Raw genomic sequence first — 26,198 nt, 5'->3', positions numbered from 1 at the left:
GTGCAAAAAAAATCGGGGGCCGCGGCCCCCGATTTTTGTATTTACTTGGCCTTCGCGGCCAGTTGCCTGTTTTGTTCGTCCAGCCAGACTTTCAGCGGGGCGAAGTAGTCGAGCAGGGCCTGGCCGTCGATGCGCTCTTCGCCGGTGGCAGCTTTCATCGCTTCAGGCCATGGCTTGGAGGTGCCCATTTCCAGCATGCTCCACAGCTTCTTGCCGGCTTTTTCGCTGCCGTAGATCGAGCACTGGTGCAGCGGGCCGGTGTAGCCGGCTTCCTTGCACAGGGCACGATGGAACTGGAACTGCAGCAGGTGGGCCAGGAAATAGCGGGCGTAAGGCACGTCGGCAGCAACGTGGTACTTGGCGCCGGCGTCGAAGCCGTCAGGCAGCATAGGCAGCGGACGCTTCACGCCCATGTACTGCTCGCGCAGCTGCCACCAGCTCTTGTCGTAGTCGGCCGGCTTGGTCTTGCCGCTGTAGACGTCCCAGCGCCATTTGTCGACCGAGTAGCCGAACGGCAGGAAGGCAACCTTGGCCAGGGCGCGCTTCAGCAGCACGCCGATATCGGCGTTCGGGTCCGGGTTCTCGTTCATCAGGCCGACCTTCTTCAGGTAGCTCGGGGTGATGGACAGCGCAATGGTGTCGCCGATCGCTTCGTGGAAGCCGTCGTTGGCGCCGGTGCGGAACAGGTTGGACTGGTTCTTGTATGCCAGGTCGTAATAGATATGTCCCAGCTCATGGTGGATGACGGCGAATTCTTCTTCGGTCGGGCGGATGCACATCTTGATGCGCACGTCGTCCTTGCCATCCAGTTGCCATGCGGACGCGTGGCACACCACGTCGCGGTCGCGCGGTTTTTCCAGCAGCGAGCGCTGGTAGAAGGTTTCCGGCAGCTTAGGCATGCCCAGCGAGGTGTAGAAACGCTCGCCGTATTGCACCATCTCCTTGGCGCTGGTCTTGCGCTCTTCCAGCACATTGCTCAGGTCGAACTTGGAGGCACCGGTGGCAGGCATCAGCAGCGGGTAGATGTTCTCCCAGCTCTGGCTCCACATATTGCCGAACAGGTGGGCCGGGATCGGGCCGGTCAGCGGCACCACGTCCGGACCGTAGGTTTCGCGCAGCTTGTAGCGGGCGTAGGTGTGCAGCGCATCGTACAGCGGCTTCACTTGCTGCCAGGTGCGTTCCATCTCGGCCGAGAATTGGTCCGGCGTCATGTCGTAGCCCGAGCGCCACAGGGCGCCTGTATCGGCATAACCCATTTCGCGCGCGCCCTTGTTGGACAGCTCAACGTAGTCGGTGTACAGCTTCTTGTAGGAAGGCGACTGCATGTGCCAGCCGTTCCAGGCGTCCAGCAGGACTTTAGGATCGCGGCTGGTGGCCAGGGTCTTTTCCAGTTCGCCCAGGGCCATGCACTGGCGGCCATCGGTCGGGCAGTACTTGGCCTTGCCATAGGCGCCATTCAGCTTGGCGTTGGCATCGGCGTAAGCCTGGCGTTCCTTCGGATCCGGCAGCATCAGCGTCAGTTGCAGCAGCTTGATCTTGCGCGCTTCGTCGTCGGCCAGCTTCACGCCGTTAAAGCGGCGCGATTCCAGGGCCGCCTGGCCGGCCGCGTCCAGTTGCTGTTCGCCGAAGTAGGCGGTCAGCGCCTCGGTGTCGTCGGTAATGAAGTTCTGCGCAACCCAGGCCGCCTTGTTGGCGTCGTTGCCCAGCTTGTCGAATTTCTCCTCGGTCTGCGCGATGAATTTCTTCGCTTCGGCAGGTGTGCCTTTGCCTTTTTTTACGGCTGGCGCGGCGTGGGCGAAGCCCGCTGCCAACGCCAGGCCCAGGGCCAGGACCATCGGTTTTTTCAATATCGTTTTATTCAATTCGCTCTCCTCTCAGATAAAACTGCCCGCTAATATATCACCCTATGAAACTAATTAAATTTGCAATATTGGCCCTTATTAGCCAAGCCGCCATGGCGCAAAACGCGGATCGCCATTTCTTATCTGCCGCGAAAAACGGCAATGCGCTGGAAATCGGCACAAACGACGGCCGCTACATCATCAGGCCGTACTCCGCGGCGGTCGTGGAAACCACCTTCATTCCGAAGGGCGAAGTGGCTGATGCGGTGTCGCACGCCGTGGTACTGCCGCCTGCCGTGGTGGCCAGTACACTGCGCGAGGAGAGGGGAGTGCTTGAATTCGCCACGTCGGGCATCACCGTGCGCATCGAGAAGCAGCCTTTCCGTATCAGCTACCTGTATAAAGGCCAGCCCTTGGTCGCCGAGAAGCGCGGATATCGCCATGAAGGCAGCATGGAAGCAATCGAATTCGCGCTGGATGGCGACGAAGCCCTGTACGGCGCCGGCGCCCGCGCGACAGGCATGAACCGCCGCGGCAACCGCTTCCAGCTGTACAATCGCGCCCATTACGGCTACGAAGCGCATTCGCAGCTCCTGAATTTCACCATCCCGATGGCGCTGTCGTCGAAGAAATACGCTATTCACTTCGATAACCCGCAGATCGGCTACCTTGATTTCGACAGCAGGAAAGACGGCACGCTGTCGTATGAAACCATTGGCGGCCGCAAGACTTACCAGGTGATCGCCGGCGAGCAATGGGAAGATGTGGTAGCCAGCTACACCAGCCTGACCGGCCGCCAGCCGCTGCCGCCGCGCTGGACTTTCGGTAATTTCGCCAGCCGCTTCGGCTACCACACGGAAGCTGAAACCCGCGCCGTGGTCGACAAGTTCATCGCCGAAAAGATCCCGCTCGATGCCGTGGTGCTGGACCTGTACTGGTTCGGCAAGACCGTCAAAGCCACCATGGGCAACCTGGCGTGGGACAAGGATAGTTTCCCTGATCCGAAGGGCATGATGGCCGACCTGGCCGCGAAGGGCGTGAAGACCGTCGTCATCACCGAGCCTTTCGTGCTCACCACTTCCAGCCGCTGGCAGGAAGCGGTGGAAAGGAAGGTGCTGGCCACCGATACCGCCGGCGAGCCGTTCAAGTATGACTTCTACTTCGGTAACACCGGCCTGGTCGACTTGTACCGCCCCGAAGGGCGCGACTGGTTCTGGAATATTTACAAGGAGTTGAAAGAAGGCGGCGTGGCCGGCTGGTGGGGCGATCTCGGTGAGCCGGAAGTGCATCCATCCGCCCTGCGTCACGGCAGCAGCGGCCAGCTTGGCGCCGACCAGGTCCACAATATCTATGGCCACGATTGGGCGCGCCTGATCGCAGAAGGCTACAAGAAGGACTTCCCGAACGAGCGCCCTTTCATCCTGATGCGTGCCGGTTACTCGGGTTCGCAGCGCTTTGGCATGATCCCGTGGTCGGGCGATGTGCAACGCAGCTGGGGCGGCCTGCAGTCGCAGATGGAAATTGCCCTGCAAATGGGCATGCAGGGCCTGGCCTATATGCACTCCGACCTGGGCGGCTTTGCCTCCCCGATGCTGGACGATGAACTGTATGTGCGCTGGCTGCAGTACGGCGTGTTCCAGCCGGTATTCCGTCCGCATGCACAGGAGGAGGTGCCGGCCGAACCGGTGTTCCGCGCCGAACGCACCAAAGCGCTGGCGCGCGAAGCGATCCGCCTGCGCTACGCCATGCTGCCTTATAACTACAGCGCAGCGTTCGACAACAGCCAAACCGGCCTGCCTCTGATGCGCCCAATCATGTTCGAGGGCGGCGACAACGGTGTGGCATCGACCTACCTGTGGGGCAGGGACCTCCTGGTAGCACCGGTCACCGAACCGGGTGCCCAGCGCAAGGAAGTCAACTTCCCGGCATCGGCCAAGGTATGGTTCGACTTCTACACTGGTGCCGCGCACAAAGGAGGAATCAACGAAGTGGTGCCGGTGGTCGCCGAACATATTCCGGTGTTCGTGCGCGCTGGCGCTTTTGTGCCGATGGCGAAGGTGGTGCAGACCACGCGCGATTACAACACCAGGCAGGTCGAGCTGAATTACTACTACGACGCCAGCGCGGGTGTGACCAGCGGCAAGCTGTATGACGACGATGGCGCAACCGCCAGCGCCTATGAGCAGGGCAAGTACGAGATCGCCCATTTCGCGGGAGCTGCATCGGCATCCGGCTTTGAAATCGGCATCGAAACCGAAGTTGGCAAGGCCTGGCAGCCGGTGAGTCGTGCCTACGCGCTCAAGGTGCGCAATGTGGCGAGCCGTCCGCGCAGCGTAAAACTGGATGGCAAGCCGATTGATTCGCATTGGGACGCGCGCAGCCACACCCTGCAAGTGGCTTTGCCAACGCGTAGTGCAATGAAGGCTAAATTGGTGGTTATCTTGTAGCCTGACTACAAAAATGCCGTAAAACTGTGAATTTACGGGCTGTTCATGCATTGACAGCCCGTATTTGCCATGTTATTTTGCTACAAAATTACTCGGGGACAGTGATGCAAATGCATTCCATCATCAGCAAGCCGCGGCTGACCTTCTGGCAGTTGTGGAACATGAGCTTCGGCTTCTTCGGCATCCAGTTTGGTTTCGCGCTGCAGAACACCAACACCAGCCGCATTTTCTCGACCCTGGGCGCAACCCCGGACGAACTGCCGCTGTTCTGGCTTGCCGCGCCGGTTACCGGCTTGCTGGTGCAGCCGATCATCGGCTACCTGAGCGACAATACCTGGCATGCGAAGTGGGGCCGCCGCCGCCCGTTCTTCTTCGTTGGCGCGCTGCTCGCGAGCATTGCCTTGTTCCTGATGCCGAATTCGAGCGCGTTGTGGATGGCCATCCTCGTACTGTGGCTGATGGATGCGTCGATTAATATCTCGATGGAGCCGTTCCGTGCCTTCGTCGGCGACAAGCTGGACGAGTCGCAGCAGACCGCCGGTTTCGCGATGCAAACCTTCTTCATTGGCCTGGGCGGCGTGATTGCCTCGCTGCTGCCGATGATCTTTACCAATTTCCTTCACGTCAGCAATGAAGTGGTCAACGGTGCGATCCCCGACTCCGTGCGCTATTCCTTCTACGCTGGCGGCGCCGCTTACTTCCTGTCCGTGCTGTGGACCGTGTTGAGCGCCGACGAACTGCCGCCGGAAGACGTTGAAAAATTCCGCATGGAGAAAGCGCAGCGCCGCGGCCTGCTGTTCTCCCTGAAAGAAGTATTCGGCGGCTTTGTGCACATGCCGAAGACCATGGTGCAACTGGCCCTGGTGCAGTTCTTCACCTGGTTCGCGCTGATGGGCATGTGGGTGTTTACCACGCCGGCAGTCGCGGAAAACGTGTTCGGCACCACCGACGGCAAGTCGGCCATCTTCCAGGAGGCGGGCAATTGGGTCGGCAACCTGTTTGCGATCTACGGCGGCGTATCGGCCCTGGTTGCCTTCATTCTGCCAAAGCTGGCGCACGTCACCAGCCGGAAGATGGTGCATATGCTTTGCCTGGTGATTGGTGGCCTGAGCCTGATCAGCATCGCCTTCATCCACGACAAGAACATGCTGATGCTGCCAATGATCGGCGTCGGCATTGCATGGGCCAGCATCCTCACCATGCCATACGCAATCCTGGCCGGCGCGCTGCCAGCCAAGCGCATGGGTTACTTCATGGGCGTCTTCAACTACTTCGTGGTGCTGCCGCAGATCGTCGCCAACCTGGTGCTCGGTCCTGTCATCAAACACCTGTTTGACGGCCACTCGGTCAACGTGCTCGTGATGGGCGGAGTCTCGATGGCGATTGGCGGCATCGTTACCCTCATCGTCAGCGATTCGGCCAAAAAAGAAGCTTAAGCCATCCAGCGGCGCGCACCGATCGCGCCATTCGCAGGAAAATAAAGGGGACGCCCCCCTTTTATGGAGCGAATATGGCAATTCAAACGGTAGCAACTACCCCTATCCCCGGGCAACGTCCGGGGACATCGGGGCTGCGCAAGAAAGTCGCAGTTTTCCAGCAGCCTCACTATCTCGAAAATTTCGTGCAGGGCGTGTTCGACACGCTCGGCGCGGCCGCCGGCAATACGCTGGTGCTGGGTGGTGACGGCCGCTTTCACAATCGCGCAGCAATCCAGGTCATCCTGAAGATGGCCGCCGCGCACGGCTTTGCACGCGTGTTGCTGGGGCGGGGCGGGATCTTGTCCACGCCCGCCGCAAGCTGCGTGATCCGCAAACATGGCGCGCTGGGCGGGATCATTCTCTCGGCCAGCCATAATCCCGGCGGCCCGGACGGCGATTTCGGCATCAAATACAACGCCTCGAATGGCGGCCCTGCGCCGGAAGCGCTGACCGAAGCAATTTACGAACGCACGCTGGCGCTGGCGCAATACCGCATCAGCGACGCACCCGACATTGCCATCGACACCCCCGGGGCGCGCGCAAGCATAGAAGGCATGGCGGTCGAAATCATCGACCCCGTTGCCGATTACGCGGAACTGATGGCGAAGCTGTTCGACTTTAACGCCATCCGCCGCTTGTTTGCCGGCGGCTTCAGGATGCGCTTCGACGCAATGAATGCGGTTTCGGGTCCTTACGCGCATGCCATCCTGGAAGGCATGCTGGGCGCGCCTGAGGGCACCGTGATCAACGGCGAACCGTTGGAGGATTTTGGCGGCCTGCATCCCGACCCCAATCCGGTCAACGCTGAAGAACTGATCGACATCATGTGCGCCAACGCCGCCCCCGATTTCGGCGCCGCATCCGACGGCGATGCGGACCGCAATATGATTGTCGGCCGCGATTTTGTGGTGACGCCCTCCGACAGCCTCGCTGTGCTGGCAGCGAATGCGAGCGTGGCGCCGGGTTACGCAGATGGTATAGCCGGCATTGCGCGCTCGATGCCAACCTCGCGCGCCGCCGACAAGGTGGCAGCGGAACTCGGCGTGCCTTGCTACGAAACGCCGACCGGCTGGAAGTACTTCGGCACGCTGCTCGATGCCGGCAAGGCGACCCTGTGCGGCGAAGAAAGCTACGGCACAGGATCGCGCCACATCCGCGAAAAGGATGGCCTGTGGGCCGTGCTGTTCTGGCTCAACCTGCTGGCCGTGCGCGGCGCTTCGGTGCAGGACATCGTTAGCGCGCACTGGCAGCGCTTCGGCCGCCACTACTATTCGCGCCACGATTACGAGGCCATTGCGGCCGATGCAGCGCAACTCCTGATGCAGGACTTGCGCATCAAGTTGCCCAACCTGCCGGGCCAGAAGTTGAATCATTACGAGGTGCAGGCCGCGGACGATTTCGAGTACACCGATCCGGTCGACGGCTCGCACGCCAGCCAGCAAGGCATCCGCATCATGATGACGGATGGTTCCCGCATCGTGTACCGCCTGTCCGGCACCGGCACCGAAGGCGCCACCTTGCGCGTCTACCTCGAGCGCTACGAGGCCGACCCGGCGCAACACCATATCCCGACGCAGCAAGCCCTGGCAGGGCTGATTGCCATTGCAGACAGCGTGGCGAGCATCGCCATGCACACAGGCCGCACGAATCCAACAGTCATTACATAGGAAAAGCCGCATGAAACTTTCATCCATCGCATTGTCCCTATTGCTTGCCACCGGCGCGCACAGCGCACTCGCGGCGCCGCCCAAGCCGTTCCTTTGGGAGAATGCGACCGTCTACTTCCTCGTCACCGACCGTTTCGCCAATGGCGACAAGAGCAACGACCTGGCCTACGGGCGCAAGGCCGATGCTGCGCCGCTGCGCGGCTTCATGGGCGGTGATTTCAAAGGGTTGACGGCAAAGATCAAGGCCGGCTATTTCGACGACCTGGGCGTGGACGTGATCTGGACCACGCCGCCGGTCGAGCAAATCCACGCCGGCACGGATGAAGGTACCGGCAAGTCCTACGGCTTCCACGGCTACTGGGCGCGCGACTTCACTGCGATGGATGCCAACCTTGGCACGGAAAAGGACTTCGGCGATTTCGTTGAAGCGGCCCACGCACGCGGCATCCGTGTGTTGCTGGATGTGGTGATGAACCATACCGGCCCTGTCACCGAGGCCGATCCTGTCTGGCCGGAAGGCTGGGTGCGCACCGAGCCTCAATGCCAGTACAAGGACGCGCCATCGACCGTGAGCTGCACGCTGGTGAAGAACCTGCCCGACTTCCGCACCGAGAGCGATGCGCCGGTGGAACTGCCGCCAGCGCTGGTGGCCAAGTGGAAATCCGAAGGCCGCTATCAACGCGAAGTGAAAGAGCTGGACGATTTCTTCGCCCGCACCGGCTATCCCCGTGCGCCGCGCTACTACCTGATGAAGTGGCATGCCGACTGGGTGCGCAAGTACGGCGTCGACGGCTTCCGCGCAGATACGGCCAAGCATGTCGAGCCTGCGGTGTGGGCCGAGCTGCGCAAGGTCGCCCTGGCGGCGCACGACGAATGGAAAAGCCTGAACCCGAAAAAGGTGCAGGGCGACGGCCGCTTCTACATGCTGGCCGAGGTGTACAACTACAACATCGCGCACGGCCAGGATTTCGACATGGGTGCTGGCGAGAAAGCCAACTACTTCACCAATGGCTTCGATGGCCTGATCAACTTCGGCATGGTGCATGACGCAAAGGGTGATTACGAATCCTTGTTCAGCAAATACGCCACCCAGCTTGCGGGTCCGCTGAAAGGGCACTCGGTCATGAATTACATGGACTCGCACGACGACGGCAATCCCTTCGATCCTGCGCGCCAGAAGCCTTTCGAGACCGCCAACAAGCTGCTGCTCGCCCCGGGCGCTGCGCAGATCTACTACGGCGATGAGATTTCACGCCGCCTCGACGTGGCCGAAGCGAAGGGGGATGCCAAGCTGCGCTCCTTCATGAACTGGGGCGACTTGAAGGCAAACGCGAAGATCCGCACGCATTGGGCGAAGCTGGGTAAATTCCGCCAGGCGCATCCGGCGATCGGCGCTGGCGAGCATAAGAAGCTGGCGGACCTGCCATACACCTTCAGCCGCGCGCGTGGCGACGATAAAGTTGTGGTGGCGCTGGACGTACAGACCGGCCAGCCGGTCGACATCAGCGTCGGCGGGGTGTTCGCCGATGGTACGAAGCTGAAGGACGCATACTCCGGCGCCGCCTACACCGTGAAAGACGGCGTCGTCCGCACCAACGGGAAAAGCGCCACCATCCTGTTGGCGAAATAATCCTGCGCGAGCCGCCTGTCAGCGGGCGGCTTGCTTCTCCGCGGCGTAACCCTCCGGTGTTGACCAGGGCGGATTGCATAGCTCGCATTCCCCTCGTTTATCGCTTGGATGTTCCTTCGCTTGCGAAAGGATTTTTTCAACCTCCTTCCTGCGCAGGGAGATTGTCCGGTCTTCTTTAATTCCGTAACGGATTGCGGCTTCGTAAAGCACGTCCGCGGATTCGACCGCACCTGCAAGCAGCTCAAGGTTCGCCCAGTCGAGCAGCAAGCCGGCAACCATTTTGTCTGGAGCAGGCACGAACCAGATCCGTTCCCGCACCTGGTAGCGCAGCGCACTGCCCATTTCGTACAAAGTTATTGGTTTTCCCGCGTTCCCGTTGGGGAGCGGTGCCGGACGTCGAGGCATCACTTCATTGCCGAAGTCGAGATTCAGGATTGACCTGCCAGGAGCCGCGGGCGGGACCTTCCCCAACTTTACATTCAGGATGTAAACATGGAGCCATTCCGTTCCGTAATGGTCGTGAGCATTTCGCTTCACTCCTTCAAGAATCCATTTCAGCGCATCTTCGTTCTGCCCCATTAATTCATAGGCAGTACCAAGGTTGGATGCCGTCTGATATTTGCCGGGGTACTTATTCTCCACAAATTGAAGCAGTTTTACCGCCTCGGGAAATTTTCCGAAACGGATCAAGACTGCGGAAAGGTCGATTAAATTCCCGAATGATTGCGTTTTGCGCACTGCTGTTACGGCGTCCTTTGCCCAAGGGACCAATGCTGCTTTGCTGGTTGGCGTGGCCAGGTCGGGCTTGAGGTCCTTGCCCGTGTACGTTCCTGGACTGATGAATTCGCCGCGGTAGTTGGTACCGACGGTATTGATGCAGGCATGGGCCTGCAAGGCGACGCTCAAGATGGTCGCGATGACCAGGCTGCACGATGTTCTTTTCATGGTGAGGGCCAAAATTGAAGCAGGATACCATCGCGCCTGGCCGCAAAAGTTCACCGATTCCCACTCGGGCCTTCGTCCGGATAAGTAATCCGTAACCCTTCTACGCAAGCAAATGGCGTCATCTTGTGTGGACGCCGTTGCCTCGCATCGATGATATCGTCCACGTGCACGCCGCGCACCAGCAGGGCATCGGCTACCAGCGAGCGATGGCAGCGCCACGGCACCGCTTCCGCGCACATCAGCGCGCAGCACTTGCTGCGGCCCAGCTCCGCGACAGAATCGACATTTTCCGCAAACTCCTCGGTCTGCATGTAGTCGGCATAACCGCGGAAGGAGAGGTTGCGCCAGCCGGTATTTTCGGAATCCTTGCGCGGACGCCGCAGTCCGCCAAGGCCGCGCAAGTAAAGGTATTCGATCCCCGCCTCTGCGAGCGACGCTGCAAGCTGGTCCTGGCCGAACTGTGGGTTATGGCGCGATTTCGGCACCGTCCTGATGTCGAGCAGGCATTCGACGCCGTTCTGGCGCAGCAATCCGATGAACTCCTCGATTGTGCGGTTTGAATGGCCGATGGTGCAGACGAGTTCCTGAGGCATGTGCATCCCTCGCGATGGCGGTGCCTGTATTTTGGCACGGAGACGCGGCATGCAGCGCACTACCCGAGTCGCATCTGGACGTAGGCAATGTCAAATCCTGAGTACTGCCTCACTGTCTGGCCGACGGTTGAAAATCCATTGCGTGTATAGAAGCGCTGGGCGGCCACGTTTGATTTGGCGACATTCAACGACACGCCTTCCGCCTGTCTCGACACTACGGCATCCAGCAGTGCCTGCCCGATTCCTTTGCCGCGCGACTCTCCTTGCACGAACAAGGCCCTCAATTGGCCGGCGAAAGTTGCTGCGAACCCGCATACTGTGCCATCGTCGAACACTGTGACATCGGATTCATTAAAAGCCGCCAGGATGCTCGCATCCTGGTCGAGCGGCGTCACTTCGAAAGGGCGGGGCTCGAACTTGAGCTCTTCCCGTTTGGCTTCAAGGTAGATACGGCAAACGGCGGGGAAGTCTGCGGCATCGAATTCACGTACCGTCATTGCTTTAGAATTCCTTCATAGACCGCAAGATCTGCTTGAGAGAAGCAGCAGAAGATGACTTCGTCGACGCCCGGAAATTCCTCGACTGCGGCACGGACCGTCGACACAGCGAGCTTGGCGGCCAAGTCGATCGGGTAGCCGTAAATGCCGGTGCTGATGCTGGGGAATGCCAGTGTTGCGATGCCATGCTTGGCCGCCAATTCCACGCTGCCACGATAACAAGCAGCCAAAAGTTCCGGCTCGCTGTTCGTGCCACCACGCCACACTGGCCCGACTGTGTGGACGATGTACCTGGCCTGCAGCCGATAACCCTTGGTCAGCTTCGCCTCGCCCGTCTTGCAGCCACCGAGGAGGCGGCACTCGTGGACCAGTTCCGGCCCGGCGGCGCGATGGATTGCGCCGTCAACGCCGCCACCGCCGAGAAGGGAGGAATTTGCAGCGTTGACGATTGCGTCCACCGCAAGCTTGGTGATATCGCCTTGCAGCGCGCGAAGGTTGGTTGACATGGCTAGGCGGCCACCGGCCTTAAAGTTTATTCAACGAATACTATAGCCGTCCTTGCCGGAATGGTGAAGCTGCCTGTCGCGGCATCGTAACGCGCCGCCGCCCCGGCCTGTACCGGATGCAGGCGATAAGACTTGCCGGTTTCGCCTGCGGCGACGATCGTCTGCTCCACCTTGTCCACATTGATAAAGTAAGCCACCGTCTTGAATCCGGCGCCTTCATAGCCAATGCCATCGAGGCGCGCAGCGACGACCGTAGCCACTTGGCCGGGGCCCGTATTCAGGAAGTGCAGGCGCTTCCTGATATCGTCCGCAGTACGCATGCGGAACAGCGTGCTGCTGGCGCGAATGCGCAGCAGGTCGCGGAAGGTGTCGCGCGCAAAGGCAATATCAACCGGAGTTGGCTGCAGCGCGGGATTTGCCAGCAGGGGCTGGAGCAGCGCGTAGTCTTTGCCGTTGTCCGCGGCCGGCGGCAGGCCGGAGCCGAAGTAGTTGGTCTGGTAGGTCCAGTCAAGGCGATTGAACCAGTCCCCTGATTCGAAGCTGTTGCGGTCCATCGACTTCGAGCGCAGGATTTCAAATCCGGCGTGATAGTAAGCCACGCCCTGCGAGAAAGCGTTGATTGCCGCCGCCAGCATCTGTACGCGTGCCCGGTCCGCACTCGTGGTGGAAACCGGCAGCTTGAGGGCATTGACGTCGTACAGCGTCTGGTTATCGTGGTTCTCCACGTAGTTGACTACCTCGCCAGGCTGGCTGGCATAGCCGGCCGGCTGGTTGCCGCCATAGACGATCGCCTGCAGTTCCCTGGTCTCGCCGGTAAAGGTCTGCATGCGATAGTTTCGGACCGAGCCGGCCAGGCCGACCTTCACGAGATCGGCGGCTTTCATCAGGTCCGTCACCGGCCGCAGGCCCGCAGCGGCATTCGGGTCATATACCAGGCCATTGACATAACCCTGCTGCGAAATCACCTGCTGCCCCGAATCGCCTGCACCGCCGCCACGCACGGCATCGCGGGCGCGGTCGCTGAAGGTGCCGATGCCGCTGCCATTCAGTGACAATTGCGAGGCCTGCACAAAGCGCGCACCGTCCGCCACTTCGCCAAAGTTCCAGCCTTCGCCGATCAGGTTCACATGCCGTCCGGCGGCCTTGTTGACACGCGCCTGCAGCGCTTCCATTGCGGCGCGTGGCTGGTGCCCCATCAGGTCGAAACGGAACGAGTCGATGTGGTAGTGCCTGGTCCACAGCTCGGCCGAATCGATCATCAGCTTGGCCATCATGCGGTTCTCGGTGGCGGTGTTGAAGCAGCAGGTCGAACTTTCGATTTCACCTTTCAGGTTCAGGCGCTGGTAGTAGCCGGGGACGATGCGGTCCAGTACCGAGCGTTCCTGCTGGCCGCCGCGGTAGGTGTGGTTGTAGACCACGTCGGTGCCGACGCGCAGGCCGGTCTTGTGCAGCGCCATGACCATTTCACGCAACTCGATGATGCGTCGCGCACCGTCGGCGGCGTCGGTGCTGTAGCTGCCTTCCGGTGCGTTGTAGTGCCACGGGTCGTAGCCCCAGTTGTAGCAGTCTTTCAATGCATTGTCGCTGACGATTCTCTGCTGCTGGTCGCTGTCCGGCGCACCGTGCACGACGGGGGCGATGCAGCCTTTTTCCGGCACGCTGCCCAGGTCATATACCGGCAGCAGGTGCACGTCCGTCAGGCCTGCCCTGGCCAGCATGGCAAGGTGTTTCATGCCGTTGGAACCAGTCTCGCGGAAGGCAGTGTATTTGCCGCGGTTGATGGCGCTGACCGACAGGTCGTTGATCGAAAAGTCGCGTACATGCAGTTCGTAGATCGACATGTCCGGCTGCGCTTTGACTTTGGGCGGCGCTTGGTCCTTGCTCCAGCCGGCGGGGGCCAGGCGCGGGTCGTCCAGGTCGGCGATGTAGCTGCGGGCGGAATCGGCGGTCAGGCTGACTGAATAAGGGTCGGTGACGACGTTGCGCACCAGGCCAGTCTTTGGCGCGACGACGTCCACCACGTATTTGTAATAGCGGCCGGACAGGTTGCCGCGGGGGCTGGCAGACCAGATGCCGGTTTTCGCGTCCGGGTGCATGGTGGCGATGGATTTCGGCTTGCTGCTGCCGGTGTCGAACACGCAGACCGATACGCGTTGGGCAGTCGGCGCCCACAGCTTGAAGGTGGTGCCGCCCTTGCCGATGCTGGCGCCCAGGTCGCTTGTTTGTTCCGCAGAGGCGTAGAGCTCATCCAGCGCGCCGGGGACCTGCAGCGCAGTGGCGTCGCGCACGGTTCCATCAGCGTTTTCCTGCACCAGGACGAGCTGTTTTGCCAGTAGTGCCGGCAAGCGGGCGCGGTCGGCGGCAGAGAGCGCGAGCAGCACGCCGTCGCCGGTGTATTTGAAGCGTTGGGCCAGCGCGGCGGGGAGCGCTTCGGTCGTTGCCGTCAGCGGCAATGCACCATCGGCCCCGCTGACAGTGGCGCCTTGCGGCGCGCTGATGCCGGCGGCTGTTGCGTAATAGAGTTTGAAGCTGCCCTCGGCCTGTGCGCCAGCCCATTTGGCCAGGCGGCCGTCCAGCCACAGCGCGCGGGCGTCGAAGCCCTGGGTGCGCGCCAGCACGGTTTCATATGGGCCGTCGCAGGAGGTCAGGCTGTGCGGCGTCGCGGCGGTGGGGGAGGCGGTGAGGGCGGTGGTGGGCGCCGCGGCGGCGGAAAACGCCGCGACGGCCGGCAGGAGGGCCGCCGCGAGGGTGCGCTGCTTCATTTGGTCTCCGTAGTAGTGATGCTACAGAAATCTTACCGCAAAATATGTAGCTTTACTACATTTTACTCGCGCTGGATCTGGTGCTTTTTCAGTTTGTCATAGAGCGTTTTACGGGGCAGCAGCAGCCGGTCTGCCGCCAACGCCACATTGTTGTCGGCAGCGGCAAGGGCGCGCAGGATCAGATCGCGCTCGAAGGCGTCGACCTGCTGCGGAAGGGAAGGCTGCTCGGCATCCCCGGCTACCAACCCTGCGGCCGGGACGCCGGCCGCCATCGCAACGCCGGCAGCTGAGGCGGGACCTGCAGTCATGGCGGCGCTGCCCGTGCCGCCGGCGCCGGCGGCCCAATCCATGCCCGCGCCGGTTGCCACGCCCGCCGGCGATGAAATGCCTGCGCCAGTCGCGAAGGCTGCACCGGGGACTGCCGGGGCGGCAAGTCCGGCCGCGAGCCCTTCGCCATGGGGGGCGCCAGCCGCCGCGCCAGGTGATGGCGTGATGGATGCAGCAGGCACCAGGCCTAGCGTCAAGCGCTCTGCGAAGTTGCGTAGTTCCCGCACATTGCCCGGCCAGTCTGCCGCCTGCCACGCCGCCATCTGTTCCGGTGTCCACATGGGCATCGCCCGCTGGTAGCGCTGCGCCGCCTCGGCAACGAAGTGCGCCAGCAGCAGCGGGATATCCTCGCGCCGGTCGCGCAAGCGCGGCAAATCGATGCTGATCACGCCGATCCGGTAATACAAGTCCTCGCGGAACAATCCCTGCGCCGACAAGGCAAGCAGGTCGGCCTTGCTGGCCGCGACCACCCGGCAATCCAGCGCGACCGACTCATTCCCGCCCAGCCGCTCAAGGCGGCGTTCCTGCAGCACGCGCAGCAGCTTGACCTGCAAGGCCATCGGCATGCTCTCGATCTCATCGAGGAATACCGTACCGCCGTTGGCGAATTCCAGTTTGCCGATGCGCCGCTTTTGCGCGCCGGTGAAGGCGCCTGCCTCGTGGCCGAAGATCTCGCTCTCGAACACCGACTCCGGCAACGCCCCGCAATTGATGGCGACGAAATTCCCCTTGCGCCCACTGGCGGCATGAATCAGGCGTGCCATCACTTCCTTGCCGGTGCCGGTCTGGCCATTGACCAGGATGTCCACGCCGGTCGGCGCGACGTTGCGCACCACGACCTTCAAATGCTCGATGGCTTCGGAACGGCCGATAAGGTCGGGCATGTCGGGGTGCTGGGCGCGCTCGCTGCGCAAGCGGCGGTTTTCCAGCACCAGGTTGCGGCGCTCCTGCGCGCGCTTGACTGCATCCATCAAGCGTTCGGAGGCGAAGGGCTTTTCGATGAAGTCGTATGCGCCGGCCCGCATCGCCTCCACGGCCATGCTGACGTCTCCATGGCCGGTGACCACGATAACGGGCAGTTCGGTATCCAGCGCTGCGACGCGCGCCAGCAAGTCCAGGCCGGAAAGCCCTGGCAGCCGCACGTCGGTCACCACCACGCCCGCGAAATTCGCCAGCAGCAGCGGTAGCGCTTCCTCAGCGCTCGCGCAGGCTTGCACAGCAAAGCCGCCCAACTCCAGGGTTTGCGTGGTGGCCAGCCGCAGCGCGGCCTCGTCTTCAACCAATAGCGCCTTCATCGGGCAGCTCCTTCCTTAATAAGCGGTAAGCGTAACTCAAACTGCGCACCGCCGCCGTCCAGGTTGCGTGCCGTCAGGCGGCCATTCATCGCCTGCACGATCGACGAGGAAATCGCCAGCCCCAGGCCCAGCCCTTTTCCGGCCGGCTTGGTGGTGAAGAAAGGCTCAAACAGGTGCGCGGCCACCTCCTGCGGGATGCCAGGCCCGCTATCGCTGATGCGCGCTACGCCGTCGCTGCCTTCGTGCGTCAGCACGACAGCGACACGGGGCTGCGGCCGTCCCTCGACCGCATCGAGCGCGTTGCGCAGCAGGTTAATCAGCACTTGTTCGATGCGCACCGTATCGCCCGCCACCATGAGCGGCCCGGCTCCGGTATCGATTTCCAGTACAACGTTGCGGCGCTTGCTCTCGCTCTCCAGCAGGAAGGCCGAGCTGCGCACCGCGCGCCCAAAATCGACCGGGCCGACGGTTTCATCCTTCCGCGCGAAGCCTTTCAGTTGGCTGATGATGGCGCCCATGCGCGCGCTGGCATCGCCGATATGGCCAAGGTTGCTGGCCGCCTGCTCCGGTTGGCCGCGTTCGAGGAAGGTACGGGCATTGTCGGCAAAGGCGCGGATCGCCGCCAGCGGCTGGTTCAATTCGTGCGTCATGCCGGCTGCCATCTGGCCCAGCATGGCCAGTTTGCCGGCTTGCACCAGCTCATTCTGGGTGGTGCGCAGGATGCGGTTGGTTTCGCTCAGTTGCTGCGTGCGCTGGGCGATGCGCGATTCCAGTTCGCGGTCGAAGGCCAGGCGTTCTTCGCGCCGCCGGCGGCGCTGGTGCATGGCCCAATACGATATGGCGCCGCAGCCCAGCAGCAGCGCCGTTGCCAGCGCCCAGTTGATGCCGCTGCGGACCACGCGCAACTGGCTTGGGAAAATCATCAATTGCCAGCCAAGGCGGCCCACCTCTTGCGTGACGCGGGGGCCGGGATTGCGCGCCAGCGGCGTGACTTCGCGGCCGATGTATTGCTGCGTGTTGACCAGTTCGGCCAGGGCGTCGGCAGGCAAACGCTCCAGGCTGTGATAGCGCCAGTTTGGACGGTTGCTGAGGAAAATCACGCCATGGCGGTCAGCCAGAACGATCGGGTCTTCGCTGCTGCTCCAGTTGCGTTCCAGTTCGGCGAGGCTGATCTTTACCGCGATAACGCCCGCGATTTCGCCATTCCGGTTTACCGGCTGTGCGATGAAGTAGCCCGCTTCGCTGGTGCTGGTGCCGATGCCATAGAAGCGGCCCGCCTGGCCATGCAGCGCCGCCTGGAAATAGGGACGGTAAGAGAAATTCTTGCCGGCGAAGCCAAGCGGCTGGTCCCAGTTGCTGGCGCCCAGCGTCAGGCCGCTGCGGTCCATCAGGTAGAGTGCCCCGACCTTGGCTTGCTGCTGGATGGTCTGCAGCGTCTCGTTCAGCCGGGCGATGGCGTCGGGATCCTTGGGGCGGGCCAGGGCGTTGGTCAGGTCCGGCTGCTGCGCCAGGACGAAGGGGAGGGTTTCAAAGCGTTCCAGCACCGATTGCAGTTCTGGTGCCATGAGTTGCAACTGGCGTTGGCCCTGGGCCAACTGTTCGTTGCCGGCGCGGTAAGCGCCAAGCATATAGGCGGCCACGATGATCGCGGCCGCCGGTAACAGCAACAGGATGAAAGGTTTGCGCATAAGCGCAATTTTAGTCCACGGCGGCCATGCGCAGTTCGTCGCTGTGGTGGCGCTGCTGTTCTTCCATGACCAGCGCACCCAGTTCGCGTTTGAGCGCATTGAAATCGGCCGAGGCCGGATCGCGCATGCGCGGCAGGTCCACGATCATGTCGCGCTTGACGGTACCGGGGCGGTAGGTCATGACGACGATGCGGTCGGCCAGGTAGATTGCCTCCTCGATGCTGTGGGTCACGAAGATGATGGTCTTTTTCTGCTCGTTCCAGATGCGCAGCAGCTCGTCCTGCAGGTCGCGCCGGGTCAGCGCATCGAGTGCGCCGAACGGCTCGTCCATCAGCATGATCGGGGAGTCCAGGGCCAGCACGCGTGCAATGGCGACGCGCTGACGCATGCCGCCCGACAGGTCTTTCGGGAAGCGGTTGCGGAAGTCGGACAGCGACAACATGCCCAGCAACTGGTCCACGCGCTGCTTGATTTCCGCTTGCGACATGCCTTTCACTTCCAGGCCGAAGGCGATGTTCTTTTCCACTGTCATCCATGGAAACAGGGCGTACTCCTGGAACACCATGCCGCGCTCGGGGCCCGGGCCGGTGATCAACTGGCCATCGGCCGTGATCTCGCCGCTGGAAGGCAGTGAGAAGCCGGCGATGGCGTTCAGCAGGGTCGACTTGCCGCAGCCCGATGGGCCCAGCAGGCAGACGAACTGGCCCTGCGGGATCTGCAGGTTGATGTCGCGCAGCGCCACCACTTCGCGGTTGTCGGTCTTGAATACCTTGTTGACGTGCTTGACGTCGATATGGGTTGCGCTCATCTTAGTTCTCCAGGCCGCGGTGCCAGCGCAGCAGATGGTTATTCAGCTTGTTCATGCCAATGTCGATCGCCAGTCCAAGCAGGCCAATGCTGATCATGCCGGCGATGATCTTGTCCGACCAGAAGTACTCGCGCGCTTCCAGGATGCGGAAACCAAGGCCGTTGTTCACGGCGATCATCTCGGAAACGATCACCACGATGAAGGCGGTACCGATGCCGATGCGCACCCCCGACAGGATGTAAGGCACGGCGGCCGGCAGCATCACGCGCACGAACATGGTGCTCTGGCTGACACCCAGGTTGCGGGCGGCGCGGATATAAATGCCGTCCACGTGGCGCACGCCGGCGATGGTGTTCATCAGTACCGGGAAGAAGGCGCCCAGCGCAATCAGGAACACGGCAGGCGCGTTACCCAGGCCGAACCACAGGATTGCCAGCGGGATGTAGGCGATAGGCGGAATCGGGCGCAGTACCTGCAGCAGGGGATTGAGCCAGTCGTACATACGCTTGCTCGAACCCATTACCAGGCCGAAAGGCAGGGCCAGGCCGGCACCGACTGCGAAGCCGACCAGCACGCGGTACATGCTGCTGACGGTGTCGCCAATCAGCTCGCCGGACAGGGCCCAGGCCAGCCACGAGCTGGCGGCCGGGTCGTAAGCCTGCAGCGGCAGCAGGTATTCCACCCACTTGGTTACTACTGCCCAAGGAGAGGGCAGGACCTGCGGGTTGATCCATTCCAGCGAAGCGCTGGCCTGCCACAATGCGATCACCAGTACGGGCACCACGGAGCCCGCTGCAATCTGGCGCAAATTCAGTTTTGCCATGATATGCCTCGCCTTACTTGATGTTCAGGCTTTTCTTGGCCTCGTCCAGCAGGTCGGTCTTGACCCACTCGGTAGCCACTGGTGCCTTGCGCATCTTGCCTACGCCGGTCTTGTTCATCACGTCGGTGGTGACCTGGATGTGCTGCGGGGAGATGTCGTAGGTGTATGGAGAGTTGGCGATCGCGTCCTGGAAATCGTCGGCGCTGATCTGGCCCTTGAAGATTACGTTGCGCACGTATTTTTCAGCGGTTGGCTTGTCGTCGATGAAGGTCTTGGTAGCCTGCACGAAGCAGTTCATGAACTTTGCGGCGGTGGCGCGGCGGGTCGCGTAGAATTTCTCGCTCATCACCATGGTACGGACTGGCTCGCCGATCGGGGTGTCATATGGCTTCATGACTTCCACGCCGAAGCCTTTGTTGATGGCTTGCGAGGATTGCGGTTCCGATTGCATGATCGCGTCCAGGTTCTTGCCGAGCAGGGCCTGGTTCAGGTCGGCGAAGGCCAGGAACACCAGTTGCACGTCCTTGCCCGGTGCGTCAGAGAAGGTCAGGCCGGCCTGGGTCAGTTCCGCTGCCAGCAGCACCTCGTGGATGCCGCCGCGGGTCACGCCGACTTTCTTGCCTTTCAAATCCTTGATTGCCTTGATGCCGCTGTCGGGGCGCGCGACCAGGCGCGCGCCACCTTTGGCGAAACCGGCGACGACATAAATCGGGGCGCCATTGGCGCGGCCCTGGATGGCGGCTTCCGACGCGGTGGCGCCGACATCGAGCTCGCCTGCCAGGATGGCCTGCATCACGTCGGGGCCTTTGGCGAAGACGTGTTCTTCGACCTTGATGCCGCACTTCGGTGCGATTTCCTTGATATACGAGACGGCGCCGTAGTGCGCGAACTTCAGGTTGCCGAGGCGGACAACTTCCTGGGCGTTGGCGGCGGAAGCGAATGCTGCGGCGATGAAGAGGGATGCGAGTTTAAGCTTGGTCATGCTGGTCTCCTGGATAAGGGGTGTTTTGACCAGCTATTAGCAGCTTCCATGCCAGAAAATTGGAATGCGGCAAGTGCTTGATTTTATTGGAGCGCGCCGCCCGGCGGCAGCGGCGACCGGGCGGCGCCATGGCGGAATTCCGGAATTCCATCCTTGCCTTGTGCGGATTTTCGCCGCGCTTGCGCTTCCTCAACGCGGTGGCCTGAGTCGCGGCAGTAGACTGTCCTGATGCCGACCAAATCGCCGCCAGCGCGTTACGACTCTCCGTGGAAAGCCGCGTTGGGTCATGCATTCCACGAGCAGTTGGTCCAGCGATTCGGGACTGTCCCCGTCGCGGTACGCAAGAAATTGGCAAAGGCGAGTGAAGAGCAACTTGCCGCCTGGGGCGCAGCGGTGCTTGAAGCGCCTTCGCTTAAGCAAGTGTTTTCCTGAAGGAGCCCGCGAGGGCAGGCCCCTGCGGAACATTAAGCTTTCTGCGGTTCGGGAGTCGTGCCGTAGCAGGCTTGCGGCTCCGGGTCCTTGCGGTAGAAGTCCACCATCCTGTAGCGCATCGCGTACAGCGCGAAGCAGCCCGCCACCAGGGCGGCGAAGGCGGCGAAGAAGTACATCTGGAACGCCATGACCGAGAAGCCGGTAGTCTTGATATAGGCCGACACCGCGTCGTTCTTCACGCCGGCGTTCAGTATCAGCACCCACAGGTTGCCGACCGTGACCGCCAGGTACCACAGCGCCATGATCACGCCCTTCATCGAAGCCGGCGCCTGCGAGTACGCGAATTCCAGGCCGGTGGCGGAGACCAGCACCTCGCCAAATGTCAGCAGTGCATACGGCAGGATCTGCCAGGCCATCGACACCGGCGTGCCGCCATCCATCACTACCTGCAGCGTGCCGATCACCACCCAGGCCAGCGCGGACACGAAGATGCCGGTGCCCATGCGGCGCAGCGGCGTCGGTTCGATGCCCAGCTTGCGCAGCAGCGGGAACAGGGCGATGTTATTGAACGGGATCAACAGCATCACCAGCAGCGGGTTCAGCGCCTGCATTTGTGCCGGCACGAAGGAGAACGACCAGCCCAGGATTTCATAGGTCGGGTGCACCATGTCGTTGGCCTGCACGATCCAGGTTGATGCCTTCTGGTCGAACAGGGACCAGAACGGCGTCACCATCGCAAACACGATGAAGATACGCAGCACGGCGCGCACGCCGTCCACCGCCTCGTCGCTATGCTTGCCGCGTGCGCGCTCAAGCTGCATCGAGGTGCCGATGCCGCCAAAGGCCATCACCAGCACCAGGGCGGTACAGGCCGCGATCACGAAGCCCCACGACGGCGTCATGGCCAGCGATACCAGTGCGGCAGCCACGCCAACCAGGGCCACGTTCAGGCCCGGACGGGACTGGCCAGGCGCCGCCGACATCAGGGCAGTCCTGGCAACGCGGGTGAACGATTCTTCGCTCGGCGCCGCTGGCGGCACGTGAATGTACTTCCTGCGCCCCAGCCAGAACACGATGGTGGCGATGAACATCAGGATGCCCGGAATGCCGAAAGCAACCGCCGCGCCGAAGTCCTTCAGGAAGATCGGCATCAGCAGCGAAGCAAAGAAGGAACCGAAATTGATGCTCCAGTAGAAGGCGTCGAATACCACCTTAGCCTTCTTCTTGTTGGTCTGGTCGAACTGGTCGCCAACGAAGGACACCACCAATGGCTTGATGCCGCCTGAACCGAAGGCAATCAGGAACAGGCCAAAGTAAAAGCCTTCCAGGTGGTTTTCGAACAAGGCCAGGCAGGCATGTCCTGCGCAGTAAATGAGCGAGAACCAGAATACGGTGTTGTATTTGCCGAAGAAGCGGTCCGACAGCCAGCCGCCCAGCAGCGGGAAGAAATACACGCCGATCACGAAAGTATGGAACACGTGCTTCGCTTCGTTGGCGCGATGCTCGGAAGGGATGAACAGCAGCAGGGTGCTGATGAGGAATGGCACCAGGATGTTGCGCATGCCATAAAAACTGAAACGCTCGCAAGCCTCGTTGGTGATGATGTACGGGATTTGCCGGGGCATCGGCCCGTTACCCTGTTCCAGTTCTTGCGTCGACATGAGGTCTCCCGATTCGAATAATGGCCGCGATGCTATGCGAACCCATCTGCCTTGGCAACTACTGGATTCACTTACATGTAGTTTAACTACGCGAAAAATCGTAAGTTATTGATTTTTAAGGAATCATACTATTTGAACTTCCCGCATTCATCATGTATATTATCTACATAATTGTTTTTGATCGGGATGAGGAATATGAGCACACCTTGGTGGAAAGAAGCAATCATTTATCAGGTTTATCCGCGCAGTTACCTGGACACCAATGGTGACGGCATCGGCGACCTGAATGGCATTACCGATCGCCTCGACTACATCGCCAAGCTGGGCGTGGACATCATCTGGATTTCCCCATTCTTCAAGTCCCCCATGCGCGATTTCGGCTACGACGTGGCCGATTACTGCGACGTCGACCCGATGTTCGGCACCCTGGCCGACTTCGACCGCATGATCGCCAAGGCCCACAGCCTGGGCCTGAAAATCATGATCGACCAGGTCATGTCCCATACCTCCGAAGACCATCCCTGGTTCAAGGAGAGCCGTTCTTCGCGCGGCAATCCGAAATCGGACTGGTATATCTGGGCCGACCCGCTGCCGGACGGGAACCCGCCGAACAACTGGCTGTCGGTGTTCGGCGGCTCGTCCTGGCAATGGGATTCGCGCCGCAAGCAGTACTACATGCACAATTTCCTGGTCAGCCAGCCGGACCTGAACTTCCACAACCCGGACGTGCAGCAGGCCCACCTGGACGCGCTGCGCTTCTGGCTGAAGCGGGGCGTCGACGGCGTGCGCATGGACGCCTGCAACTTCCACTTCCACGACCGCCAGCTGCGCAGCAACCCGCCGGCCCTGGTGCGCGACACCGCCACCGTGAGCGACGCCAATCCATACGGCATGCAGGCGCACATCCACGACAAGAGCCAGCCTGAAAACGTGGCCTTCCTCGAAAAACTGCGCGTGCTGCTGGACGAATATGGCGCAGTGGCGATCGGCGAGGTGGGCGCGGACGATTCGCTGGCCGTGATGGCCGAATACACCGCCGGCGGCAACAAGCTGCACATGGCGTACAGCTTCAACCTGCTGACTGCCGACAGCAGTGCGGGGCATATCCGCAAGCAGGTGGAAGACTTCAAGGCCCGCGTCAAGGACGGCCAGCCTTCCTGGTCGGTTGGCAACCACGATGCGGTGCGCGTGGTGACGCGCTGGAATGGCATGAGCAACCAGGCGGCCTTTGCCAAGCTGGTGCTGGCCATGCAGTTGTCGCTGAAAGGCACCCCTTGCCTGTACCAGGGCGACGAGCTGGCCTTCAGCGAGGCTGACGTGCCTTATGAGCTGATCCAGGACCCGTATGGCAAGACCTTCTGGCCTGAATTCAAGGGCCGCGATGGCTGCCGCACCCCGGTCGCCTGGACCACTGGCGTGCATGGCGGTTTCACTTCGGGCACGCCCTGGCTGCCGGTGGCGGAGGAGCACAAGGCTATCGCCGCGTCCGTGCAGGAAGAAGACCCGAATTCGCCGCTGAACTTTGCGCGCCGCATGATCGCCTGGCGCAAGACGATGCCGCAGCTGACGCGCGGCGATATCGTGTTCCATGACGCGCCGGAGCCGGTTTTGGCGCTGCGGCGCGACCTGGAAGGGGAGCGCAGCGTGATTGCGCTGTTCAACCTGGGGGCGGCGCCGGTCAATTTCCCGCTGGCGGCAGCCAAGGGGGCGCAGAAGCTTGAGCAGCCCGGCTTGCCCGGCGAAGTGGTGGACGGCGAGGTCCAACTTCCAGGCTATGGCGCCTGGTTTGGCTACGCAGGATAAATATAAGAGGCCCCGTCTACGCACGGGGCCTTGTTTTTCGGGTATCCTCCCGCCTTTAAGGCGTTATCTAATACTTAAAAGACAATGAAACAGATTGAGGCAGACCCAAAAGCTAACCGATCCGCTTTTGCGGACGGCCCGCGCCTGCTGGCTGACATCGGCGCTACCCACGCGCGCCTGGCGCTGCAAACGGCTCCTGGCGAGTTCCAGGCGGTGCGCGTATTGCAATGCGACGACTTCACCGGCATTGTCCCGCTGTTGCGCAGCTACCTGGCGGACCACGGAGACGTCAGCCTCAATCACGGCGCGCTGGCGCTGGCCAACCCGGTGCATGGCGACTACATTCGCATGACTAACCGCGATTGGCAGTTCTCCACCGACGAAGTGCGGCGCGAACTGGGCCTGCATACGCTGCTGGTGGTGAACGACTTCACTGCGCTGGCCATGGCCATCCCTGGCTTCAAGGCGGACGACCTGATGCAGGTCGGCGGCGGTTCCGCGGCGCAGAACTCGGTGATCGGCGTTCTCGGCCCCGGCACTGGCCTGGGCTGCTCCGGCGTGATCCCGACCACGGACGGTTTCGTGACCCTCGGTTCCGAAGGCGGCCACACCAACTTTGCCCCTGCCGATGAACGCGAATACGCGATCCTGCAATATGCCTGGCAAACCTGGCCGCACGTTTCGAACGAACGCCTGATTTCCGGTCCCGGCATGGAAATCATCTACCGCGCGCTGGCTCGCCGCAATGGCTTGAGCGTGCGCGACCTGACCTCGCAGCAAATCATTGCCGGCGCACTGAAAGACAGGAATGAGCTGTGCATCGAAGTGCTGGAATGCTTCTGCGCCATGCTGGGCGGGGCCGCGGCCAACCTGGCGGTGACGCTGGGTTCTTTCGGCGGCATCTTCATCGGCGGCGGCATCGTGCCGCGCATGGGCGACTGGTTCAAGGAATCGCCATTCCGCAGCCGCTTTGAAGCCAAGGGCCGTTTCTCGTCCTACCTGGCCGAGATCCCCACTTATGTGATCACCACGCCGAACCCGGCCTTCTATGGCGTTGCGTCGATCCTGTCCGAACACTTGCGCGGCCGCACCGGCGCCAACACGCTGATGGAACGCGTGCAGTCGCTGAAGTCCGAGCTGACTCCGGCCGAACAGCGCGTGGCGCAACTGGTGATCGAGCAACCGCGCCTGGTGCTGAACGAGCCGATTGCCGACATCGCGCGCCTGGCGGAAGTATCACAGCCGACCGTGATCCGTTTCTGCCGCTCGCTCGGGTTCCAGGGCCTGGCCGACTTCAAGCTGAAGTTTGCTTCCAGCCTGACCGGCGCGATTCCGGTGCGCCACAGCCAGGTGCGGGTATCCGACAGCACGCACGACCTGAGCGCGAAGGTGATCGACAACACCGTCTCCGCGATCCTGAAGTTCCGCGACCAGATGGACGTGCATTCGCTGGATCGCGCCATCGAACTGCTGTCCAAGGCCAAGAAGGTCGAGTTCTACGCCATGGGCAATTCGCGCGTGGTGGCACTGGACGGGCAGCACAAGTTCTTCCGCTTCCGCATCCCGACCGCCGCTTACGGCGACTCGCATTTGTTCAAGCTGGCTTCCGAGCTGCTGAAGCCAGGCGACGTGGTGATTGCGATCTCCAATTCCGGCAAGCTGCCGGAACTGGTCGAAGCGGTGGAATCGGCGCGCAATGCCGGTGCCGACGTGATCGCCATCACCAGCAGCCAGTCGCCGCTGGCCAAGAAGGCCACGGTTTGCCTGGCAGTCGACCATACGGAAGACAGCAGCGCCTTCCTGTCGATGATCTCGCGCATCCTGCAACTGCTGCTGATCGACATCCTGTCGGTCGGCATCTCGCTGGACGCGCAGAATGCCGAACTGGTGCTCGAGCACAAGGCGAATGGCGTAGTCCAGGAAAGCCGCCGCCTGCAGATCTCCCACCTGGATAACTGATTAAAAGTCGGGGTCAGCTCCGGCAATCGGACAAACGCGCAGCGTTTGTCCGAT

Annotated in this window: 18 protein-coding genes; 6 read left to right on the top strand and 12 right to left on the bottom strand. The window is 61.7% G+C overall.

Going from position 1 to position 26,198, the window contains the following annotated elements; translation table 11 throughout:
* Positions 1 to 41: 41 nt before the first annotated feature.
* Positions 42 to 1,862 (bottom strand): M2 family metallopeptidase, encoded by a 1,821-nt coding sequence (locus tag ASD58_RS03545; protein ID WP_229209883.1) that lies wholly within the window; start codon positions 1,860 to 1,862, stop codon positions 42 to 44.
* Between the two features lie 92 nt (positions 1,863 to 1,954).
* Between ASD58_RS03545 and ASD58_RS03540 the strand changes: the two genes are divergently transcribed.
* From ASD58_RS03540 to ASD58_RS03525, 4 genes are all read left to right on the top strand, one after another.
* A complete protein-coding gene (locus ASD58_RS03540; protein ID WP_229209882.1) occupies positions 1,955 to 4,288 on the top strand; it encodes a TIM-barrel domain-containing protein in 2,334 nt (777 codons plus the stop codon).
* Between the two features lie 104 nt (positions 4,289 to 4,392).
* The gene (locus tag ASD58_RS03535; RefSeq protein ID WP_057259735.1) at positions 4,393 to 5,724 is read left to right on the top strand and encodes an MFS transporter; all 1,332 of its coding nucleotides are present in this window, start codon (positions 4,393 to 4,395) and stop codon (positions 5,722 to 5,724) included.
* 74 nt (positions 5,725 to 5,798) lie between these two features.
* Entirely contained in the window at positions 5,799 to 7,433 is a 1,635-nt protein-coding gene (locus ASD58_RS03530; RefSeq protein ID WP_057259734.1) for an alpha-D-glucose phosphate-specific phosphoglucomutase, read from the top strand.
* A gap of 10 nt (positions 7,434 to 7,443) precedes the next feature.
* Complete coding sequence (locus ASD58_RS03525; protein ID WP_057259733.1) at positions 7,444 to 9,063, top strand: alpha-amylase family glycosyl hydrolase; 1,620 nt, start codon at positions 7,444 to 7,446, stop codon at positions 9,061 to 9,063.
* An 18-nt stretch (positions 9,064 to 9,081) separates the two neighbouring features.
* On the opposite strand, the gene ASD58_RS03520 is transcribed toward ASD58_RS03525, so the two are convergent.
* The 11 genes from ASD58_RS03520 to ASD58_RS03470 form a co-directional block, all read right to left on the bottom strand.
* Positions 9,082 to 10,008, bottom strand: a complete 927-nt coding sequence (locus tag ASD58_RS03520) for a tetratricopeptide repeat protein (RefSeq protein WP_057259732.1) — start codon at positions 10,006 to 10,008, stop codon at positions 9,082 to 9,084.
* 50 nt (positions 10,009 to 10,058) lie between these two features.
* Positions 10,059 to 10,601, bottom strand: a complete 543-nt coding sequence (locus ASD58_RS03515; RefSeq protein ID WP_057259915.1) for a DUF488 family protein — start codon at positions 10,599 to 10,601, stop codon at positions 10,059 to 10,061.
* A gap of 59 nt (positions 10,602 to 10,660) precedes the next feature.
* Complete coding sequence (locus ASD58_RS03510; RefSeq protein ID WP_057259731.1) at positions 10,661 to 11,098, bottom strand: GNAT family N-acetyltransferase; 438 nt, start codon at positions 11,096 to 11,098, stop codon at positions 10,661 to 10,663.
* A complete protein-coding gene (locus ASD58_RS03505) occupies positions 11,095 to 11,604 on the bottom strand; it encodes an O-acetyl-ADP-ribose deacetylase (protein ID WP_057259730.1) in 510 nt (169 codons plus the stop codon). The genes ASD58_RS03510 and ASD58_RS03505 overlap by 4 nt, the downstream gene beginning before the upstream one ends.
* 26 nt (positions 11,605 to 11,630) lie before the next feature.
* Positions 11,631 to 14,366: an alpha-1,6-glucosidase domain-containing protein gene (locus ASD58_RS03500; protein WP_082565197.1), complete on the bottom strand. Its 2,736-nt coding sequence runs from the start codon at positions 14,364 to 14,366 to the stop codon at positions 11,631 to 11,633.
* Positions 14,367 to 14,428: 62 nt separating this feature from the next.
* Complete coding sequence (locus ASD58_RS03495) at positions 14,429 to 15,988, bottom strand: sigma-54 dependent transcriptional regulator (protein ID WP_082565196.1); 1,560 nt, start codon at positions 15,986 to 15,988, stop codon at positions 14,429 to 14,431.
* Positions 15,985 to 17,676 (bottom strand): ATP-binding protein, encoded by a 1,692-nt coding sequence (locus ASD58_RS03490; protein WP_057259729.1) that lies wholly within the window; start codon positions 17,674 to 17,676, stop codon positions 15,985 to 15,987. Before ASD58_RS03490 ends, ASD58_RS03495 begins: the two co-directional genes overlap by 4 nt.
* Positions 17,677 to 17,686: 10 nt before the next feature.
* Positions 17,687 to 18,484, bottom strand: coding sequence for an ABC transporter ATP-binding protein (locus tag ASD58_RS03485; protein WP_057259728.1), 798 nt, complete (start codon positions 18,482 to 18,484; stop codon positions 17,687 to 17,689).
* A 1-nt stretch (position 18,485) separates the two neighbouring features.
* On the bottom strand, positions 18,486 to 19,307 hold the full coding sequence (locus ASD58_RS03480; protein WP_057259727.1) for an ABC transporter permease: 822 nt from the start codon (positions 19,305 to 19,307) through the stop codon (positions 18,486 to 18,488).
* Positions 19,308 to 19,320: 13 nt separating this feature from the next.
* The gene (locus tag ASD58_RS03475) at positions 19,321 to 20,289 is read right to left on the bottom strand and encodes an ABC transporter substrate-binding protein (RefSeq protein WP_057259726.1); all 969 of its coding nucleotides are present in this window, start codon (positions 20,287 to 20,289) and stop codon (positions 19,321 to 19,323) included.
* Positions 20,290 to 20,753: 464 nt separating this feature from the next.
* Positions 20,754 to 22,382 (bottom strand): oligopeptide:H+ symporter, encoded by a 1,629-nt coding sequence (locus ASD58_RS03470; RefSeq protein WP_057259725.1) that lies wholly within the window; start codon positions 22,380 to 22,382, stop codon positions 20,754 to 20,756.
* Positions 22,383 to 22,577: 195 nt separating this feature from the next.
* On the opposite strand from ASD58_RS03470, the gene ASD58_RS03465 reads away from it, so the two are divergent.
* Both ASD58_RS03465 and ASD58_RS03460 read left to right on the top strand, forming a co-directional pair.
* Positions 22,578 to 24,185, top strand: a complete 1,608-nt coding sequence (locus tag ASD58_RS03465) for an alpha-amylase family glycosyl hydrolase (protein WP_229209881.1) — start codon at positions 22,578 to 22,580, stop codon at positions 24,183 to 24,185.
* Between the two features lie 84 nt (positions 24,186 to 24,269).
* Complete coding sequence (locus tag ASD58_RS03460) at positions 24,270 to 26,144, top strand: glucokinase (RefSeq protein ID WP_057259723.1); 1,875 nt, start codon at positions 24,270 to 24,272, stop codon at positions 26,142 to 26,144.
* Positions 26,145 to 26,198 lie beyond the last annotated feature (54 nt).

The sequence above is a fragment of the Duganella sp. Root1480D1 genome (assembly GCF_001427305.1).
Lineage (GTDB): Bacteria > Pseudomonadota > Gammaproteobacteria > Burkholderiales > Burkholderiaceae_D > Rugamonas.
Note: the sequence above shows the minus strand (reverse complement) of the source record. Positions and strands in the feature narration are given on the sequence as shown.

What these genes read in the sequence shown, in the direction of transcription:
- ASD58_RS03540 (WP_229209882.1), top strand. Translation starts at nt 1,955, where the DNA reads ATGGCGCAAAACGCGGATCGCCATTTCTTATCTGCCGCGAAAAACGGC.
- ASD58_RS03535 (WP_057259735.1), top strand. Translation starts at nt 4,393, where the DNA reads ATGCAAATGCATTCCATCATCAGCAAGCCGCGGCTGACCTTCTGGCAG.
- ASD58_RS03530 (WP_057259734.1), top strand. Translation starts at nt 5,799, where the DNA reads ATGGCAATTCAAACGGTAGCAACTACCCCTATCCCCGGGCAACGTCCG.
- ASD58_RS03525 (WP_057259733.1), top strand. Translation starts at nt 7,444, where the DNA reads ATGAAACTTTCATCCATCGCATTGTCCCTATTGCTTGCCACCGGCGCG.
- ASD58_RS03520 (WP_057259732.1), bottom strand. Translation starts at nt 10,008, where the DNA reads ATGAAAAGAACATCGTGCAGCCTGGTCATCGCGACCATCTTGAGCGTC.
- ASD58_RS03515 (WP_057259915.1), bottom strand. Translation starts at nt 10,601, where the DNA reads ATGCCTCAGGAACTCGTCTGCACCATCGGCCATTCAAACCGCACAATC.
- ASD58_RS03510 (WP_057259731.1), bottom strand. Translation starts at nt 11,098, where the DNA reads ATGACGGTACGTGAATTCGATGCCGCAGACTTCCCCGCCGTTTGCCGT.
- ASD58_RS03505 (WP_057259730.1), bottom strand. Translation starts at nt 11,604, where the DNA reads ATGTCAACCAACCTTCGCGCGCTGCAAGGCGATATCACCAAGCTTGCG.
- ASD58_RS03500 (WP_082565197.1), bottom strand. Translation starts at nt 14,366, where the DNA reads ATGAAGCAGCGCACCCTCGCGGCGGCCCTCCTGCCGGCCGTCGCGGCG.
- ASD58_RS03495 (WP_082565196.1), bottom strand. Translation starts at nt 15,988, where the DNA reads ATGAAGGCGCTATTGGTTGAAGACGAGGCCGCGCTGCGGCTGGCCACC.
- ASD58_RS03490 (WP_057259729.1), bottom strand. Translation starts at nt 17,676, where the DNA reads ATGCGCAAACCTTTCATCCTGTTGCTGTTACCGGCGGCCGCGATCATC.
- ASD58_RS03485 (WP_057259728.1), bottom strand. Translation starts at nt 18,484, where the DNA reads ATGAGCGCAACCCATATCGACGTCAAGCACGTCAACAAGGTATTCAAG.
- ASD58_RS03480 (WP_057259727.1), bottom strand. Translation starts at nt 19,307, where the DNA reads ATGGCAAAACTGAATTTGCGCCAGATTGCAGCGGGCTCCGTGGTGCCC.
- ASD58_RS03475 (WP_057259726.1), bottom strand. Translation starts at nt 20,289, where the DNA reads ATGACCAAGCTTAAACTCGCATCCCTCTTCATCGCCGCAGCATTCGCT.
- ASD58_RS03470 (WP_057259725.1), bottom strand. Translation starts at nt 22,382, where the DNA reads ATGTCGACGCAAGAACTGGAACAGGGTAACGGGCCGATGCCCCGGCAA.
- ASD58_RS03465 (WP_229209881.1), top strand. Translation starts at nt 22,578, where the DNA reads ATGAGCACACCTTGGTGGAAAGAAGCAATCATTTATCAGGTTTATCCG.
- ASD58_RS03460 (WP_057259723.1), top strand. Translation starts at nt 24,270, where the DNA reads ATGAAACAGATTGAGGCAGACCCAAAAGCTAACCGATCCGCTTTTGCG.